Origin of the sequence: Nocardia sp. NPDC060255 (assembly GCF_042727395.1) — a bacterium.
Lineage (GTDB): Bacteria > Actinomycetota > Actinomycetes > Mycobacteriales > Mycobacteriaceae > Nocardia.
Window position 1 is genome coordinate 1 of record NZ_JBHXAU010000052.1, and the last position, 18,389, is coordinate 18,389.

Annotated in this window: 14 protein-coding genes; 9 read left to right on the forward strand and 5 right to left on the reverse strand. The window is 67.4% G+C overall.

What is annotated here, in order from left to right; translation table 11 throughout:
- Positions 1 to 652: 652 nt before the first annotated feature.
- Together ACFWF1_RS43725 and ACFWF1_RS43730 are read right to left on the reverse strand one after the other, a co-directional pair.
- The gene (locus ACFWF1_RS43725; protein ID WP_379292147.1) at positions 653 to 1,450 is read right to left on the reverse strand and encodes a transporter substrate-binding domain-containing protein; all 798 of its coding nucleotides are present in this window, start codon (positions 1,448 to 1,450) and stop codon (positions 653 to 655) included.
- Between the two features lie 3 nt (positions 1,451 to 1,453).
- A complete protein-coding gene (locus ACFWF1_RS43730; protein WP_379292148.1) occupies positions 1,454 to 1,804 on the reverse strand; it encodes a hypothetical protein in 351 nt (116 codons plus the stop codon).
- 117 nt (positions 1,805 to 1,921) lie between these two features.
- Here ACFWF1_RS43730 and ACFWF1_RS43735 point away from each other — a divergent pair, with 117 nt between their 5' ends.
- Positions 1,922 to 2,887, forward strand: a complete 966-nt coding sequence (locus tag ACFWF1_RS43735; protein ID WP_379292149.1) for a quinone oxidoreductase family protein — start codon at positions 1,922 to 1,924, stop codon at positions 2,885 to 2,887.
- A 433-nt stretch (positions 2,888 to 3,320) separates the two neighbouring features.
- On the opposite strand, the gene ACFWF1_RS43740 is transcribed toward ACFWF1_RS43735, so the two are convergent.
- Complete coding sequence (locus ACFWF1_RS43740; RefSeq protein ID WP_379292150.1) at positions 3,321 to 3,917, reverse strand: TetR/AcrR family transcriptional regulator; 597 nt, start codon at positions 3,915 to 3,917, stop codon at positions 3,321 to 3,323.
- 90 nt (positions 3,918 to 4,007) lie between these two features.
- Here ACFWF1_RS43740 and ACFWF1_RS43745 point away from each other — a divergent pair, with 90 nt between their 5' ends.
- Complete coding sequence (locus tag ACFWF1_RS43745) at positions 4,008 to 5,435, forward strand: FAD-dependent monooxygenase (protein ID WP_379292151.1); 1,428 nt, start codon at positions 4,008 to 4,010, stop codon at positions 5,433 to 5,435.
- Positions 5,436 to 5,529: 94 nt separating this feature from the next.
- Here the strand turns inward: ACFWF1_RS43745 and ACFWF1_RS43750 are convergent, their stop codons facing one another.
- Complete coding sequence (locus tag ACFWF1_RS43750) at positions 5,530 to 6,516, reverse strand: heme o synthase (protein WP_379292152.1); 987 nt, start codon at positions 6,514 to 6,516, stop codon at positions 5,530 to 5,532.
- A gap of 630 nt (positions 6,517 to 7,146) precedes the next feature.
- On the opposite strand from ACFWF1_RS43750, the gene tkt reads away from it, so the two are divergent.
- The 7 genes from tkt to ACFWF1_RS43785 all read left to right on the forward strand — a co-directional run bounded on the left by tkt (position 7,147) and on the right by ACFWF1_RS43785 (position 17,254).
- The gene (gene tkt, locus ACFWF1_RS43755; protein ID WP_379292153.1) at positions 7,147 to 9,288 is read left to right on the forward strand and encodes a transketolase; all 2,142 of its coding nucleotides are present in this window, start codon (positions 7,147 to 7,149) and stop codon (positions 9,286 to 9,288) included.
- 6 nt (positions 9,289 to 9,294) lie between these two features.
- Positions 9,295 to 10,425, forward strand: a complete 1,131-nt coding sequence (tal, locus tag ACFWF1_RS43760; RefSeq protein WP_379292154.1) for a transaldolase — start codon at positions 9,295 to 9,297, stop codon at positions 10,423 to 10,425.
- A 5-nt stretch (positions 10,426 to 10,430) separates the two neighbouring features.
- The gene (zwf, locus tag ACFWF1_RS43765) at positions 10,431 to 11,990 is read left to right on the forward strand and encodes a glucose-6-phosphate dehydrogenase (protein ID WP_379292155.1); all 1,560 of its coding nucleotides are present in this window, start codon (positions 10,431 to 10,433) and stop codon (positions 11,988 to 11,990) included.
- A complete protein-coding gene (gene opcA, locus ACFWF1_RS43770) occupies positions 11,987 to 12,895 on the forward strand; it encodes a glucose-6-phosphate dehydrogenase assembly protein OpcA (protein ID WP_379292156.1) in 909 nt (302 codons plus the stop codon). The genes zwf and opcA overlap by 4 nt, the downstream gene beginning before the upstream one ends.
- Positions 12,888 to 13,637: a 6-phosphogluconolactonase gene (gene pgl / locus ACFWF1_RS43775; protein ID WP_379292157.1), complete on the forward strand. Its 750-nt coding sequence runs from the start codon at positions 12,888 to 12,890 to the stop codon at positions 13,635 to 13,637. The genes opcA and pgl overlap by 8 nt, the downstream gene beginning before the upstream one ends.
- Positions 13,638 to 13,931: 294 nt before the next feature.
- Complete coding sequence (locus tag ACFWF1_RS43780; protein WP_379292158.1) at positions 13,932 to 16,655, forward strand: thiamine pyrophosphate-dependent enzyme; 2,724 nt, start codon at positions 13,932 to 13,934, stop codon at positions 16,653 to 16,655.
- Between the two features lie 2 nt (positions 16,656 to 16,657).
- Entirely contained in the window at positions 16,658 to 17,254 is a 597-nt protein-coding gene (locus ACFWF1_RS43785; protein WP_379292159.1) for a hypothetical protein, read from the forward strand.
- On the opposite strand, the gene ACFWF1_RS43790 is transcribed toward ACFWF1_RS43785, so the two are convergent.
- Complete coding sequence (locus ACFWF1_RS43790; RefSeq protein ID WP_379292160.1) at positions 17,176 to 18,186, reverse strand: hypothetical protein; 1,011 nt, start codon at positions 18,184 to 18,186, stop codon at positions 17,176 to 17,178. The genes ACFWF1_RS43785 and ACFWF1_RS43790 overlap by 79 nt on opposite strands.
- Positions 18,187 to 18,389: the final 203 nt, after the last annotated feature.

Sequence of the window (18,389 nt, forward strand, 5' to 3'; positions counted from 1 at the left end):
TCGTGTCTACCTGGACTCCGCTTGCCCCGCTTGATGTTTCACCACATCACCAGCAATGTTGACTTCAGCCTCAACCCCTTAACTTCACGGCCTTGCCCTAAAGCCAGTGCCGATCCCGAGTCAAGGTGCGGATTCCGTTGCCCGCGTGGCGCGTTGGAGGCCGCTCACCCGCTGTGTCAGCCCCACACCCGGTACAGGCGGTGTTCGGCTGGCACAGTGGGTGTACGGATGGGTTCTCGCGTGGCGATCGGGTTGTGGTTGCGTCCCAAGCGCTTTGGACAACACACGGATGGTCCCGTGGCGGTACAGAGGGGGGTTCACAGAGTGTGCATACCCCTCACAGCAGTTATAGCTGCTGTGAGGGGTATGGGCGCTCTGTGAGATCGGCAGGCACGGGGCTCGCTCCGATCTGCGCCGCCGGTTCGGCGGCCAGCGCGAGATCTACCCCAGCGAACGTGCGGATTCCACTGTCCGCCCCGGCTCACGGCTGCTGCCGGAAATGAACCGTCCGGGGATGGCCCGAAACCCGTGACGGTTCAAAATCCGCACTCGTACTCGGGACATGCACTCGGAATAGGGCCCTAAAGCCAGTGCAGGTCCCGAGTTAGGGTGCAGGTTTTTGCGGCGGTCGCGTTGGCGGTGTGGACGGGGGCTAGCCGACGGGGGTGGTTGGGTTCGGGCCGATCCACTGGGCGAACAGGTGGTCTATGCCGCCGGTGGCGAGTTGGGTGGCCAGGTAGGCGTTAAGGGGGGTGGACAGGAGTGGGGCGTCCTTGCGGACCAGCAGCACCTTGCCGAACGAGTCGAAAGGCTTGTCGGGGTGCAGGACTTGGAGGCCGGGATGCTGGCGGACGCGGTAGCGGCCCTCGACGGCGTCGGTGACGAAGACGTCGGCTCGGCCCTGGTCGATCTCGTCGAAGAGGGTGAGATTCTCTGGCCAGAGGGTTAATTGGGCGTCGGGGAAGTTCTTGCGGGCGAATTCCTCGTTGGTGCCACCGCGATTCGCGATCACCCGTACTTCGGGGCGGTTGATCTGCTCGATCGTCGCGTAGGCGGTCTCGTCGCCACGGCGGGTGATCGGTGTCTTGCCGTCGGTGCCGTAGGTGATCGAGAAGTCGGCGAAGGCGCGGCGGGCGGGTGAGTCGGAGATGCCGCCGACGGCGATATCGCAGTGCAGCGCAGCGAAATCCGTTTTCATGGACGCCCAGGTGACCGGTACGAACTGGACCGGACGACGGAGTACCTCAGCGAATCCACGCGCCAAATCGATGTCGATGCCGCGATATTCGCCCGCGCCCTCGGCGATCGAATACGGCGGATAGTCCCCCGGCGTGCACACGCGCAGGGCGTTGGCGTCGTCGGCTCCCGCCGGAATCGCCGGTGCCACAAGGACTGTGCACCCGGCGAGCAGCACCGCGCCGATACGGCCGAACAGCCGCGTCAGTCGCATCGCTCAGTTCTCGTTGCGCGCCTTGGGGAATTTCTTCTGCCGGGCTACCCAGCCGGCCATCTTGGTCCAGTGCGACTTACGCGGGGTGACGATCGAGGTCAGCTCACGGTCCCACTCGTCGGCCTCGGTGAGGCCGTCGACGGTGGCGACGAGTTCCTTCGCGGTGGCCAGATCCGCGACGACCCGGTCGCCGAGGATGCCATCGGCACCGACCAGCGTCACGCGGACACCCGCGCGGCCGACCGGCTGCAGCACGGCGGTGGCCGAGCCGTCGTGATCGGCGACGAATCCCTTGACGGACTCCACGAGGGCGCCCGACAACTTCACCGGGGCAGTGGCGGCATGAGCACTCATGACTCGGAGTTTACCGGCCAGTAGCAAACGGTCCAGCCCCCGTGCCGAATTCTCGTCGCCCGCATACCGGCTGCTCCGGTTCTGACGCGCCTGCCGAACGGGTGTAGAACAGATCCCATGCGTGCGATCCAGGTGTCCGAACATGGTGGTCCCGAAGTACTCCAGTACGTCGAGGTGCCCGACCCGCAGATCGGACCCGATCAGCTGCTCGTCGACGTCCAAGCGGTCGGCATCAACTACATCGACACCTACATTCGCACCGGCCGCTACCCGCAGGCCGTGCCGTATGTCCCCGGCTCCGAGGCCAGCGGTGTGGTCGCGGAAATCGGCGCGAACGTCACCGAGTTCGCCGTCGGAGACCGAGTCGCATGGGCGACCGCGCCGGGCAGCTATGCCGAGCGGGTCGCGGTAAACGCGGCAGCCGCTATCAAGGTCCCCGATGATGTCGACCCTGCCGTCGCCGCCTCCGCGCTGCTCCAGGGCATGACCGCGCACTACCTGATCGAATCGATCTACACCCCGCAGCCCGGCGAGTCCGTTCTCGTGCACGCGGGTGCGGGCGGCGTCGGCCTGATCCTGACCCAGCTCGCCGCGGCCCGTGGTGCCCGGGTGATCGCCACCGTGTCCTCGGATCCGAAGGAAAAGCTGTGCCGCGAGGCGGGTGCCGCCGAGGTGCTGCGCTACGACGACGACCTCGCCGACCAGGTCCGCGCGCTCACCGACGGCGTCGGTGTCGCCGCCGTTTACGACGGCGTCGGCGCGGCCACCTTCGAGGCCAGCCTCGCCTCGCTGCGCGTACGCGGCATGCTCGCCCTCTTCGGCGCCGCCAGCGGCCCGGTCCCGCCGTTCGACCTGCAGCGGCTCAACGGCGCGGGTTCCCTGTTCGTCACCCGCCCCAGCCTCGCCTTCTACACTCGCGACCGCGCCGAATTGGTCTGGCGCGCAACGGATGTCTTCAACGCCATCGCCGACGGCACGCTCCAGATCCGGATCGGCGCGACCTACCCCCTCGCGGAGGCCGCGCAGGCGCACCGCGATCTGGAGGCCCGCAAAACAACCGGCTCCATCGTCCTGATCCCCTGACAAGCTGCCGCGCTAAGGCCGCACGCCTTCTGATGTCCCAAACCACGACTTGCCGAACCAACACGCGTGCCGATGTCAGAAGGCGTGCGTCTGCGAGCCAGACCGCCGCGCCGGACTCCGCCACGCGAGCGAGGTCCAGCAGATCTTCAGCGTGACCTCGACCAGCGGCCCGCCCGCCGCCCTACCAGCCGCACGCCTTCCGATGTCCCGCACCGCGACTCGCCGCACTAACACGCGCGCGGATGTCAGAAGGCGTGCGTCTACGAGCCAGACCGCCGCGCGAGTGAGGTCCAATAGATCTTCGGCGTGACCGGCCAGCGGGCTGCCCGCTCCCTAACTCGCCGCACGCCTTCTGATGGCCCGCACCACGACTCGCCGCGCCAACGCGCGTGCGGGGTGTCAAAAGGCGTGCGGGGGTGCGCGTCTGGGGGTGCTAGTAGTCGAGGCCGGTCAGGCCTCGGTAGATGAACCGGGTCAGGCCGTCTACGGCCTGTTTGTCGGTCAGCTCGACGGCACCTTCTTCGACGGCCTGCACCATGCTCGTCGCGAGCAGGAACATCATGGCCAGGCTGGCATCGGGGGTGCTGGGCAGGGTGAGGCCGCGCGGGCCGAACGAGTCCAGGTGATCGGCGATATCACGCCGCTGCTGAATCGCGAACTGTCCTGCCTGCCTGGCGAATTCATCGTTGACCAGGGCGGCCTGCTGGATCGATCGGAACACCGCCCAGTGCTGCCGCGTCGCGGCCCAGTACCCCTCGACGTGGAAGCGGATCGCCGCCGGATCGGTGAAGTCCGGGTTGTGGTCCGGCCCCTCGGCCGTCACGTCGCTCGCCGCCGCGACGTCGTTCAACAGCGCCTGGAGTAGTTCTTCCTTGCCCGCGAAATGGTTGTAGAACGACCCGGCCGCGCGCCCCGCCGCGGTCGTGATGTCGACGATCTTGGTGTTCAGGTAGCCACGCTCGGCGAACAGCCGTAGGGCCGCCGCCTTCAACGCGAGCTCGGTCTCGGCCGACTTCTCTTTGCGACTCATCGACACCTGCACCCACCTCCTTGACAGGGAACGTACCAACTCCAATACTGAATTCACATTCATTGAATAGTAATTCATGCAGGAGAAAAAGTGCAGAACCAGGTACTCATCGCCGGTGCGGGCCCCACCGGATTGACCCTCGCCATCGAACTGGCCCGTCGCGACATTCCGGTGCGGATCATCGACCAGGCCACCGAGTTCTTCGCAGGCTCGCGCGGCGACGGCATCCAGCCCCGCACGCTGGAGGTATTCGACGACCTCGGCGTGATCGACGCGGTGCTCGCGGCGGGCATCCCGGCGCCGATCATGCGGGCCTACCTCGGCGGCGAATTCGTCGGCGAGCGCCGGATGTGGGAGCCGATCGAGCCGACACCCACGCTCCCCTACCCCAATCCGTGGGTGCTCGGACAGTCCAGGACCGAGGGGATCCTGCGCGATCGGCTCGCGGAATTCGGCGTGCGGGTCGAACTCGGCACGGCGCTGGCGGAATTCACCCAGGACGCGAGCGGCGTCACCGCGACCCTGACCCGCGACGGCATCACCGAGACCGTGCGGGCCGCCTACCTGGTCGGCGCCGACGGCGGGCGCAGCACGGTGCGCAAAACATTGGGTATCGCGTTCGAGGGCACGACCGACGAATCGCTGCGGATGCTGCTCGGCGATGTCCGGGCCGACGCGCTCGACCACGAGTTCGGCTACTGGTTCGCCGGAGCCGACCGGCCGATGGCGGGAATCGCCATGTCCCCCTTGCCCGGTGGCCGCCAATTCCAGTTCGCGGCCCCGCTGACCGGCGACGCCGAGCCGACCCTCACGGTGCTGCAGGAGTACGTCGACCGCTACTCCGGCCGCACCGACATCACACTGACCGACCTGACCTGGGTGACGGTGTGGCGACCGAATGTCCGGCTGGCCGAACGGTTCCGGGACGGACGCGTCTTCCTGGCCGGCGACGCCGCCCACGTCCACCCACCGACCGGCGGGCAGGGCATGAACACCGGCATCCAGGACGCCTACAACCTCGGCTGGAAGCTGGCCACCGCCCTCAACGGCGACGAATCACTGTTGGACAGTTACGAATCCGAGCGCAGGACGGTCGCCGCCCGCGTGCTCGGCGTCAGCTCCGAACTGCTCGGCAAACTGGTCGACGGCGGCGAGGACGCGATGAAACGCGGCCCGGAAACCCAGCAACTCGACATCAGCTACCGCGACCCGGCCGACCACGGTCCACTGGTCCCGGGCGATCGCGCCCCCGACGCGCCGCTGAAAGACATGGCAGGCAACCCGATTCGCCTCTTCGACCTGTTCCGCAGTCCACGCGCGACAGTGCTGTATTTCGGCGAGACCGGTGAACTTCCGGTCGAACCGGGCGTGACGGCCTACGCGGTAGTCCGCCCCGGCACCGCGACGTCCGAGCGGCACGTCATCGACATCGAAGGCCACGCGTTCGCCGCGTATGCCGCCGCCCCCGGTACCCGCATCTGGATCCGGCCCGACGGCTACCTCGGCCACCGCGCCTGAACCGCCGCGCGCATCTCGTCCTGCCGCGCACGAATTCATCAGCGAATTCCCGCGCGGGGAGCGAATCAGTGCGCGCGATATGACGTTCGTGCGCTTAGAACCAGCTGCCGATGGTGTCCCAGCCGAGCACGGAATCGACTGCGAGACCGCAGAACACTACGGCGAGATAGTTGTTCGACTGCAGGAACAGGCGCAGTGGCTTCACCGATTCGCCGCGTCGCACACCCGAGTACAGCTGGTGGGCCATGAGCAGGAACCATGCTCCGGCCACCAGTGCGACGGCGGTATAGACCACGCCGGCCGCGGGTGCCAGGGCCAAGGTGGTGAGTACGGTGAGCCAGGTGTATATGACGATCTGCTTGGTTACCACCTGCTCGGTCGCCACCACCGGCAGCATCGGCACGCCCGCCGCGCGGTAGTCCTCCTTGTAGCGCATCGCCAGCGCCCAGGTGTGCGGCGGCGTCCAGAAGAAGATGACACCGAACAACGCGATCGCGGGCCAGCCGATGCCGCCGGTGGCCGCGGACCAGCCGACGAGAGCGGGCATGCAGCCGGCGGCGCCGCCCCACACCACATTCTGTGAGGTGCGGCGCTTGAGGCCGAGGGTGTAGACGAAGACGTAGAACAGGATCGTCGCGACCACCAGCACACCGCTGAGCAGGTTCGCCTGCCACCACAGCCAGGCGAATGAGGCGAGGCCGAGCACCACACCGAACACGAAGGCGTGCGAGGTGGGCACCGCCTCCCTGGCCAGCGGGCGCTTCGCGGTCCGCTTCATCACCTTGTCGATATCGGCGTCGGCGACGCAGTTCAGGGTGTTCGCGCTGGCCGCACCCATCCAGCCGCCGAAAAGGGTGACCAGGATGAGGCGGATGTCGATGTGCCCGCGGTCGGCCAGCAGCATCGTCGGAATCGTCGCGACGAGCAGCAGTTCGATGACCCGCGGCTTGGTGAGCGCGATGTACGCGAGCACCCGCCGGGTCAATCGGGACGGCAGGCCTGGACCCGTGAACCGGTCGGCCAGCGCCGTGGGAGCGGAGCCGTGCGCGTCATTGCCACCCGGCTGTTGCCCAATCCGCACTGTTTCTCCTCGCACGCTGTGCATCGCATCCGGCATGGACCAAGCAGCGCGCTCGGTCCCGCCGACCTGGATGCGCGAGAGCTGGACCTTCGCCCGCCTCGGCGCCCCTTCAGCCGTGCGGCGCGGCTACTACTACAGAGGATGGTAGACCCCCGCCGACCCTGCTCCGCGCATAGCCCCACGCAACAAGTTCCGAAATGTGGTCCAGCACACGGGGCAATACACCCGCCGCAGCACACATGGCTGTAGCGAACCTCGTCGTGACCTATCGACCCAACCCAACCCACACGAAGCGAGTCTTACGCGCGCCGTTCGCGGCCCGTCGGGCGTCCGAGTAGTCGAAGCGCATGCGCCGCTGGCGCGAGTCTCGACCGCTCGGACGCGAGGCCCACTCGTCGCCCGACCACCGCCCTCATCGAATCGCTGCGCGATGCCGTCGTGCGGGCCGCGAACACGCCGCGCCCGCGCGGCAGATCGACACAGCAAATAAACACAGGGTTCCCCTCGTGCCGCTCAACGGGCACATCTAGGGTGGTTGGGTACACACCCGGTAAGCACGCGCGCTGCCGTGCGTTCATCGCCGCCAGAATTGCCGCCGTCGACGAAACCAATGTCAGGAGAACCTCGGTCGTGTCAGTCACAGACGACATCCGCGCCCTCACTCAGCCGAATCACCCGGACGACTGGACGGATCTGGACACCAAGGCCGTCGACACCATCCGAGTGCTCGCCGCGGACGCGGTGCAGAACGCCGGAAACGGGCACCCTGGCACCGCGATGAGCTTGGCGCCGCTGGCGTACTCGCTGTATCAGCGCACCATGCGGATCGACCCGAGCGATCCGAGCTGGGTCGGCCGGGACCGCTTCGTGCTGTCCTGCGGTCATTCCAGCATCACCCAGTACATCCAGCTGTACCTGGCCGGTTTCGGTCTCGAACTGGATGATCTGAAGAACCTGCGCAAGTGGGGCTCGCTCACCCCGGGCCACCCCGAGTTCCGGCACACCGACGGCGTCGAGATCACCACCGGCCCGCTGGGTCAGGGCCTGGCCTCCGCGGTCGGCATGGCGATGGCGGCCCGCCGCGAGCGCGGCCTGTTCGATCCGAACGCCGCGGCAGGCGCGAGCCCGTTCGACCACTTCATCTACGTGATCGCCTCCGACGGTGACATGGAGGAGGGCGTCACCTCCGAGGCGTCCTCGCTCGCCGGCACCCAGCAGCTCGGCAACCTCGTGCTGATCTACGACGACAACAAGATCTCCATCGAGGACGACACCACCATCGCGTTCACCGAGGACGTCGCCAAGCGCTACGAGGCGTACGGCTGGCATGTCCAGGTGGTCGAGGGTGGCGAGGACGTCGTCGCCATCGAGTCGGCGCTGGCCGCCGCCAAGGCGGAGACCGGCAAGCCGTCGATCATCGTGCTGCGCACCATCATCGGCTACCCGGCGCCCACCAAGATGAACACCGGTGCCGCGCACGGCGCCGCGCTGGGTGCGGACGAAGTGGCCGCGACCAAGAAGGTGCTCGGCTTCGATCCGGAGCAGAGTTTCGAGGTCGACGCCGCGGTCATCGAGCACACCCGCAAGGCCGTCGAGCGCGGCAAGCAGGCGCACGCCGCCTGGCAGCAGCAGTTCGACGCGTGGGCGCAGGCCAACCCGGACAACAAGGCCCTCTTCGACCGGCTCGCCAAGCGCGACCTGCCGAAGGGCTGGGCCGAGAGCCTGCCGACCTACGAGCCCGACCCGAAGGGTGTCGCCACCCGCAAGGCGTCCGGCAAGGTGCTCGCCGCACTCGCGCCCGTGCTGCCGGAACTGTGGGGCGGCTCGGCCGACCTCGCGGAGTCCAACAACACCACCATGCCCGGCGAGGGCAGCTTCGGCCCCGAGTCGATCTCCACCGGCATGTGGAAGGCCAACCCGTACGGCCGCACCCTGCACTTCGGTGTGCGCGAGCACGCGATGGGCGCGATCCTCAACGGCATCGCGCTGCACGGCCCGACCCGCCCGTACGGCGGCACCTTCCTGGTGTTCAGCGATTACATGCGTCCCGCGGTGCGCCTGGCCGCGCTGATGCGCGTGCCCGCCATCTACGTGTGGACGCACGACTCCATCGGCCTCGGCGAGGACGGCCCGACGCACCAGCCGATCGAGCACCTCGCCGCGCTGCGCGCCATCCCCGGCCTCAACGTCGTCCGCCCGGGCGACGCCAACGAGACCAGCTACGCGTGGCGCACCATCCTGGAGCGTGACAGCAGCGAGCACACCTCGCACTTCTCGGTGTCCGAGCTGCCGCACCAGGACGGCCCGTCCGCGCTCGCGCTGACCCGCCAGGATCTGCCGATCCAGGCGGGCACCAGCTACGAGGGCGTCGCCAAGGGCGGCTACATCCTCGCCGAATCATCCACCGGCACTGCGCAGGTGATTCTCATCGCTACCGGTTCGGAGCTCCAGCTCGCCGTCGACGCCAGGACTACATTGGAGGCGCAGGGCATCGGCACCCGGGTGGTCTCGATGCCGTGTGTGGAGTGGTTCGACGCGCAGGACAAGGCGTACCGGGACGAGGTGCTCCCGCCCGCGATCCGCGCTCGGGTCGCCGTCGAGGCAGGTATCTCGATGCCATGGCACCGATTCGTCGGTGACGCGGGCGAGACGGTCTCGATCGAGCACTTCGGTGCTTCCGCCGACTACAAGACCCTGTTCCGCGAGTTCGGATTCACCGCCGACAACGTCGTTGCGGCCGCGCAGCGCACACTCGAGAACGTGAAGGGATAAGCGCTCATGGCACAGAACGCGAATACTGCCGCCCTCGCCGCGGCAGGCGTATCCGTATGGCTCGACGACCTGTCCAGGGATCGGATCCAGTCCGGCAACCTGGCCGAGCTGATCGAGACCCGCAGCGTCGTCGGGGTCACCACCAACCCGACGATCTTCCAGGGCGCACTGAGCAAGGGCCACGCCTACGACGGACAGCTGAAAGAGCTTGCCGCCCAAGGCGCGGACGCCGATGCCGCGATCCGCACCATCACCACCGACGACGTGCGCTCGGCCTGTGACGTCTTCACCGGCGCCTTCGAGGCGTCCAACGGCGTCGACGGCCGCGTCTCCATCGAGGTCGATCCCCGCTTCGCGTTCGACGCGGACAAGACCGTCGCGCAGGCCATCGACCTGTGGAAGACCGTCGACCGGCCGAACCTGTTCATCAAGATCCCGGCCACCGAGGCGGGCCTGCCCGCGATCACCCGGGTGATCGCCGAGGGCATCAGCGTGAACGTCACGCTGATCTTCTCCGTCAAGCGCTACCGCGCGGTGATGGGCGCCTACCTCGACGGGCTGCGCGGCGCCAAGACCGCGGGCCACGACCTCGGCAAGATCCATTCGGTCGCTTCGTTCTTCGTGTCCCGGGTGGACACCGAGATCGACAAGCGGCTCGAGGCGATCGGCTCCGACGAGGCCCTCGCGCTGCGCGGACTGGCCGGAATCGCCAACGCGCGCTTGGCCTATGCCGAATACCAGGATGTGTTCGACGGTGGCGCGCACACCTCGACGTACAACCACCTCGGTGCGGCCGGCGCGAATCGGCAACGGCCGCTGTGGGCTTCGACCGGTGTGAAGAACCCGGAGTACTCCGACGTCATGTACGTCACCGAGCTGGTCGGCCCGAACACGGTGAACACGCTGCCGGAGAAGACCCTGGAGGCGGTCGCCGATCACGCCGAGATCCGCGGCGACACGCTCAGCGGCACCGGCCCGGCGTCGCAGGAGGTGTTCGACAAGCTCAGCGCCGTCGGCATCGACCTCGACGACGTGTTCGAGGTGCTGGAGCGCGAAGGCGTGGACAAGTTCGAGAAGTCTTGGGCGGAACTGCTTTCCGCCACGACCGAAGAACTCTCCGCAGCCGGGAAAAACTGACGACGATGGCCGGCCCCAAAACCCCGACCTGGCAGAACCCGCTGCGCGACGAGCGGGACAAGCGGGTGCCGCGCATCGCGGGCCCGTGCAGCGTGGTGATCTTCGGTGTCACCGGTGACCTGTCCCGGAAGAAATTGATGCCGGCCATCTACGACCTCGCGAACCGGGGGCTGCTGCCCCCGGGTTTCGCGCTGGTCGGCTTCGCCCGGCGCGATTACGCGGACGAGGACTTCGCCAAGGTCGTGCTCGACTCGGTGAAGACGCACGCCCGCACGCCCTTCCGCCAGGAGGTCTGGGACCACCTGGCCGAGGGCATCCGCTTCGTGCAGGGCAGTTTCGACGACGACCAGGCCTTCGCCACCCTCGCCGACACCTTGGCGAAGCTGGACAAGGACCGCGGCACCGGCGGCAATCACGCCTTCTACCTGTCGATTCCGCCGAACATGTTCCCCGTGGTGCTCAACCAGCTCTCCGAGCACGGGCTCGCCCAGCCGAGCAGCACCGACGCCGCGGGCCGCAAGCCGTGGCGGCGGGTGGTGATCGAGAAGCCGTTCGGGCACGATCTGGAAAGCGCCCAGGAGCTCAACGCGCTGGTCAACGGCGTGTTCCCGGAGGAGACGGTCTTCCGCATCGACCACTACCTCGGCAAAGAGACGGTGCAGAACATCCTGGCGCTGCGCTTCGCCAACCAGCTCTACGATCCGATCTGGAACGCCAACTACGTCGACCATGTGCAGATCACCATGGCCGAGGACATCGGATTGGGCGGGCGCGCAGGCTATTACGATGGCATCGGCGCGGCCCGCGACGTCATCCAGAACCACCTGCTGCAGCTGCTCGCGCTCACCGCGATGGAGGAGCCGATCAGCTTCCAGCCCAAGCAGTTGCAGGCCGAGAAGATCAAGGTGCTCTCGGCCACGAAACTCGTTGAGCCGCTGGACGAGACGACCGCGCGCGGACAGTACGCGGACGGCTGGCAGGGCGGCGAGCAGGTGGTCGGCCTGCTCAACGAGGAGGGTTTCGATCCGGAATCGCGCACCGAGACCTACGCCGCGATCACCCTCGAGGTCGACACGCGCCGCTGGGCCGGGGTGCCGTTCTATCTGCGCACCGGAAAACGGTTGGGGCGCAGGGTCACCGAGATCGCGGTGATCTTCAAACGGGCGCCGCACCTGCCGTTCGACCAGACGATGACCGAGGATCTCGGCCAGAACGCGCTGGTCATCCGGGTGCAGCCGGACGAGGGCATCACCACCCGGTTCGGCTCGAAGGTGCCGGGGTCGAGCATGGAAGTGCGCGACGTCAACATGGATTTCAGTTACGGCGAGGCGTTCACCGAGTCCTCCCCCGAGGCCTACGAACGGCTCATCCTCGACGTGCTGCTCGGAGTTCCGTCGCTGTTCCCGGTGAACGCGGAGGTCGAATTGTCCTGGGGCATCTTGGATCCGGTGCTGGAGCGCTGGGCCGAAGAAGGTAAACCCGAACCGTACGAGGCGGGCACCTGGGGCCCGTCCTCGGCCGACGAGATGCTCGCACGCACCGGGCGCGAATGGCGGCGGCCGTGATCATCGACATCCCGAACACCACCACCGGCGAGGTCACCAAGCGGATCGTGCAGCTGCGCGAGAGCAACGGCGTGATCACCATGATGCGGGTGCTCACCCTGGTGGTGTGCACGCTGGACAGCTCCGAGGCCGAGGACGCCATCGACGCCGCCAACGACGCCAGCCGCGAACACCCTTGCCGGGTGGTCGTTTTGGCGCGCGGCGATCGAGACGCCGAAACCCGACTGGACGCGCAGATCCGGGTCGGCGGCGATGCGGGCGCGGCCGAGGTGATCGTGCTGCGGCTGCAGGGTGAGCTGATCAATCACGAGAGCAGCGTCGTCATCCCGTTCCTGCTGCCGGACACCCCCGTGGTGGCCTGGTGGCCGCGCGGCGCCCCGGAGTTCCCGTCCAAGGATTCGGTGGGACGCTTGGCGACTCGGCGCATCACCGACGCCACCTTCGCCGCCGACCCGCAGGCCACGATCAAGAAGCGGCTCGCCTCCTACGCCGCCGGCGACACCGATCTGGCCTGGAGCCGGATCACCTACTGGCGTGCGCTGCTGGCCGCCGCGCTGGACGAGCCGCCGTTCGAGCCGGTCGACTCGGTGCTGGTGTCCGGCCTGCGCGACGAACCGGCGCTGGACACCCTGGCCGGTTGGCTCGCTATCCGGCTCGGCTGCCCGGTGATCCGCCGCTCCGGCGCACTGCGGGTGGAGATCCACCGCCCGTCGGTCTCGGTCACCATCGAACGCCCGCAGACCGGGCGCACCGCGACACTGACCCGCACCGGTGATCCGGATCAGCGAATCGCCCTGGCACGCCGGGAAACTCGCGACTGCCTGGCCGAGGAACTGCGCAGACTGGACGCCGATGAGATCTACGCCGAGGCGCTCGCCGGAATCGAGAAGGTGACCTATGAGTGAGTCCGCCAGCGACACAGTCGAAGTCCACATCGATACCGAATCGCTGATCGCCGCCGCGGCGGCCCGGTTCGTCGAGGTGGTCGCCGCCGCCCAGGCCGAGCGCGGCACCGCCTCGGTCGTGCTGACCGGCGGCGGCACCGGCATCGGGCTGCTCGAACTGGTCCGCAAATCCCCGGGTGATATCGACTGGTCCAGCGTCGACTTCTTCTGGGGCGACGAACGTTTCGTGCCCGCCGGCGATGCGGAACGCAACGACCTCCAGGCCCGCCAGGCCCTGCTCGACCACGTCCCCGTCGACCCGGCCCGAGTACATCCGGTCGCAGCCTCCGACGGCGAATACCCCGACCCGATCGAGGCCGCCGCCGAATACTCCACGGCCGTACACGCTTACCTCGCCGAACACGGCTCCTTCGACCTGCACCTGCTCGGCATGGGCGGCGAAGGCCACATCAACTCGCTGTTCCCGCACACCGACGCGGTCCGCGAGGAACACGAACTCGTTGTCGCCGTAACCAATTCGCCGAAACCCCCACCGGTCCGCGTCACCCTCACCATCCCCGCCATCCGCCGCACCCGCCACGTGGTACTGGTCGTCGGCGGGGCCGCGAAGGCCGACGCGGTCGCCGAAGCCATCTCCGGCGCAGACCCCGTCGACATCCCCTCCGCGGGGGCGGTCGGCCTCGAATCCACCACCTGGCTGCTCGACCAAGACGCCGCATCGTCCCTGCAACTGCCAGACTGAGCGAGTCACCCCGCCACCACGTCCCTTCGGCGCACCAACCTCGGATCATCGACCGCCGAACGGGACAGCGGAGAACATCGAGTGGGCCCGCCACCAGGTCCCAGTCGGCAATCGACTGAGAGGTACTGTCCGGTGGGTTGGCCGTGGCTGCGGGTAGGCAGCGGGCTGGGCCGGTGTCTCCGGCGTTGCGAACGTGTTTGGTATTCGGCCTTGATCGCCGACCATTCGCGTGTAATGAGGGCAATGGACGGGAATTAGTCCGGTCAGAGCACCGATGGCGCGCAAAATCATCGGATGACCGATAAGCTGGCGCGAATGAGCGAGCGGGACGCGAACCCCGGATCCAGCCCGGGCAAGGTTCTTGATGATCGGTTTCGGGCGGCGGTCGGTGCGCTGACGCCGGGGCGTGTGGCGGTGGACGACATCGCGCCCGGGGTCACCGGCGAGGTTTTGCTGGAGTTGTTCGAGTCGCAGGCGACGAGCAGGCAGCTGGATCTGGCGGCTCGGCAGTTGGGTGCGAGTAAGCGCGGATATTACAGCATCGGGTCGTCGGGGCACGAGGGGAATGCGGCGCTCGGGGTGGCGCTTCGGGTGACCGATCCGGCGCTGCTGCACTACCGGTCCGGCGCGTTCTTCGTGCAACGCACCCGGCGGGTGCCCGGCCTCGACCCGATACGTGACGTGCTGCTCGGCATCGTCGCCGCGGCTGCGGATCCGATCTCCGGTGGGCGGCACAAGGTGTTCGGCAGTAAGCCCGCCGCCATCATCCCGCAGACCTCGACCATCGCCTCGCACCTGCCCCGCGCGGTCGGTCTCGCCTTCGCGATCGATCGTGCCGCGCGGCTGGGCATTTCGAGCGAGTGGCCGTCGGATGCGGTGGTGCTGTGCAGTTTCGGCGACGCCTCGGCCAACCACTCCACCGCGACCGGCGCGATCAACGCGGCGATTCACACTGCCCGCCAAGGTGTTCCGTTGCCCATCCTGTTCCTCTGCGAGGACAACGGCATCGGCATCAGCGTGCCAACCCCCGCCGATTGGATCCAGCAGGCTTACGGCTCCCGTGCCGGCCTGGAGTACTTCAGTGGCGACGGCTGCGATCCCGTTGACGCGCTGACCACTTCGACCGCGGCCGCCGCCTGGGTCCGCGAGCACCGCAAGCCCGCCTTCCTGCACCTGCGAACGGTCCGCCTGATGGGCCACGCCGGTTCCGACGTCGAAGCCGCCTACCGCCGCCCCGCCGATATCGCCGCCGACCTCCTCCGCGACCCGGTCACCGCGACCGCCCGCCTGCTCGTCGCCACCGGCGTAGCCACCCCGGCCGAGGTCCTCGCCCGCTACGACGACATCGCCCACCGCGTCACTGCGACAGCCGAAACCGTCTGGCGCGAACCGAAATTGACGTCCTCAGCCGGAGTGCTGGCATCACTCGCCCCCTCCCGCCCCGCGCTGATACGCGAGGACGTGCTTCGAATCGGCACAAGGCCGGGCGACTCGGCGGCGCCAACGGCCGGACAGTCCGCAGCCGAAGCCTTGTCCAACACCACGGCACCCACGACCAGACCAACCACCGAAGCCCTACCCAACACCACGGCACCCACGACCAGACCCTCCACCGAAGCCCTACCCAACACCACGGCACCCACGACCAGACCCTCCACCGAAGCCCCGCCCAACACCGCAGCACCCACGACCAGACCGACCACCGAAGCCCTGCCCAACACTGCGGCACCGACGATCCGGCGGCCTGCGGTCGGAGTGCGTTCCGATGCTGCGGTCTCGACGTCGACGTCGGCGACCGGCATGACTGGCGGCGAAGTCCGACAGGAGGGCCGACAGTCGGCGGGTGGTCGAGCGGCCGACCTCCGGGCATCGGCCGACTCAGCAAGTACGGCCCCCGCCGACGCACCGCACATCGCTGGCGCACGCGACACCTCCGTCCCGCAGACTGCGGTACAACGCGCCATGGGGACTGGCGAGAGCGAACCACATCATGCTGCAGCGACCGCAGAGCCGATGACCCTCGGCCAGGCCATCAACCGAACCCTCGCCAACCTGCTGACCCGCGACTCCGACGTACTCGTTTTCGGCGAGGACGTCGGCCGCAAGGGCGGCGTGTACGGCGTAACCAAGGGTCTTCAAAAGCAATTCGGCAAGCGCCGCGTGTTCGACACGCTGCTCGATGAGCAGAGCGTGCTCGGCACCGCACTCGGTACCGCGCTCGCCGGTTTCATCCCGATCCCCGAAATCCAGTACCTGGCCTACGTGCACAACGCCGCCGACCAACTGCGCGGCGAGGCCGCCACCCTCTCGTTCTTCTCCAATGGCAGCTACCACAATCCGATGGTGGTCCGCATCGCCGGCTACGCCTACCAAAAGGGCTTCGGCGGCCACTTCCACAACGACAATTCCATCGCCGCCCTCCGCGACATCCCCGGCGTCATCGTCGCCTCGCCCGCCCGCGCCGACGACGCCGCCGCCCTCCTGCGCACCTGCGTCTCCGCCGCCCGAGTAGACGGCCGCGTCTGTATCTATCTGGAACCCATCGCCCTCTACCACACCCGTGACCTGCACGAACCAGGCGACAACGCCTGGCTCGCAGCACCTTCCGACACCACTCACGCCGAGATCGGCCGCGCCCGCGTCTACGGCGACGGCACTGACCTCACCATCGTCACCTTCGCCAACGGCGTCCCCATGAGCCTGCGCGTCGCTCGCCGCCTAGCCGACCGAGGCATCCGAACCCGAGTCCTCGACCTCCGCTGGCTCTCCCCCCTCCCCCTGGACGACCTCCTCCAGCACGCCCGAGCCACTGGCCGAGTCCTCATCGCCGACGAAACCCGCCACAGCGGCGGCGTCTCCGAATCAATCTACGCAGCCCTGATCGACGCAGGCTTCGAAGGGCGCATCTCCCGAGCAACCAGCGAAGACACCTTCATCCCCCTGGGCCCCGCCGCCGACACCGTCCTCCTCGACGAAACCAAAATCGAAACCGCCGCCGGAAAACTCCTGGCGGAGTGAACATGTCAGGCCACATTGAGGACACGGCCCCTGAAGAACACCTGCGATACCGGCAATACCAGCAAGACTTGGCCGCTGTAACCGACGCGGCCGAACCGGAACTCGTGGCTGCCGTCCTACGCGACCCCGATCAGACCATGGCCGAGTCAGCCGTGTCGGAGCACCTGAATACCCTTGCGGCGCAACTGATTCAACTCGACGCCCGCAAATTCGATCAATGGGCTGTCGTTATCACCGAACAACTCGCCGACCACGACTTCCTGATCCGCCGTCTACAGGAATGGTCCCTCCTGAAGTCGATCACCCTGGACCACCCGTGGACCCCCGAGGACGTCGTCGCCACCACCGACTGGTTCCAACGCAAGGCCGCCGACACCGTAACCTCCCGCGCCGCCCTCACCCTGCTGGCCGCCCAAGGCCGAACCCAACGAGTCCGCACCACCGCCACCCTCCGACTGCGCCCCGCAGCTAGAAATCCGCACCCTGACTCGGGATCAGCACTCGGAATAGGGCCCTATTCTCAGTGCCGATCCCGAGTCAGGGTGCAGATTTTGCTCACATACGGGCGGGGCGGTGGGAGGGGGGCCTGGGTGATGTAGCCGTCGGCTCGTGTGTTTCGCTGGCGAGCCAGTGCTGCGCGTATTCGGGTGGCGGGGTGTTCGGTGGTCAGGTCTTGCCACGTCCATCGGATCAGTTGGAATCCGCAGGCGCGCATCGCATCCTCGCGAATCTTCTCGGCGAACACCGCGTCGCCGGGTTCTTGCCCGGGGCGAAGCAGTCGGCCGTATTTGATCCGGCCGTCGAACTCGCACAGCACTCCGGTGCCCTCGAAATAGAAGTCGACTCGCCCCAAGACTTTGTGCGCCGAGGTGAAGACAATTCCTTGGGAAATCGGTGCGGGCAACCCGAGCCGGGCGAACATCGCGCGGCTACGTGACTCGCCCACACTCTCACTGTGCCCGTCCAAGAACGAAACTACGCGACGCGCAGCTGCGATGCCGCGGCGAGATTTCGCCACCTCTAGTTCGGCCGCGAGATCGACCCCTGATAAGCCGAAGTCACGTACCAGCGCATCTCCGGTGACGACTGCCGATTCGAACGGCAATGTCCGCGCCAGGTCTACCACTGTCCTGGCCGGCGTCGTAACCAGCAGACCATCCACCTCGACCACAGCATCCATCGGCGCACAGTGAACTTTGACGTCCGACTTGATCCGACCGCCCGAGCGGCGGTTTCGCGTGACCATGACCCGATCCAACGGTGCCTGCCACAGCGGTGCCCCATAGATCACTGCGGCGGACTGATGACTGACGACCGCGTCGTCCGCCATGGTCGGCACAATCGCGTCGACGAGCGTCCGGTGCCGGTCGACGCCATCAAGTTCCTCATACGGCAAGCGCTCGACGTATGCGCCCCAACGCAAGCGATGCCAGTCGGTGCCGGTATATCGACGACGAATCTCTTCGTCGCTGAGTCCACGCCGCAACTCCGCACCCCGCCGACGCACATCCAACTGCCCCATGCGAACCATCGTCACCGCCGCTCCCCCCGCCCACCACCCACCACCCCGCCAATGTGCACAACTCGGGCCCTGTGGATAAAAATCTGCACTCTCACTCGGGATCGGCACTGAGAATAGGGGAGTGTCAGATTAACGGTGGATCTGCCCTGGCATCGGTTAGTTACTACTCGGCGTGATGCGGCCTTCGAAGGTGATAGCGAAGGCGTTCAAGG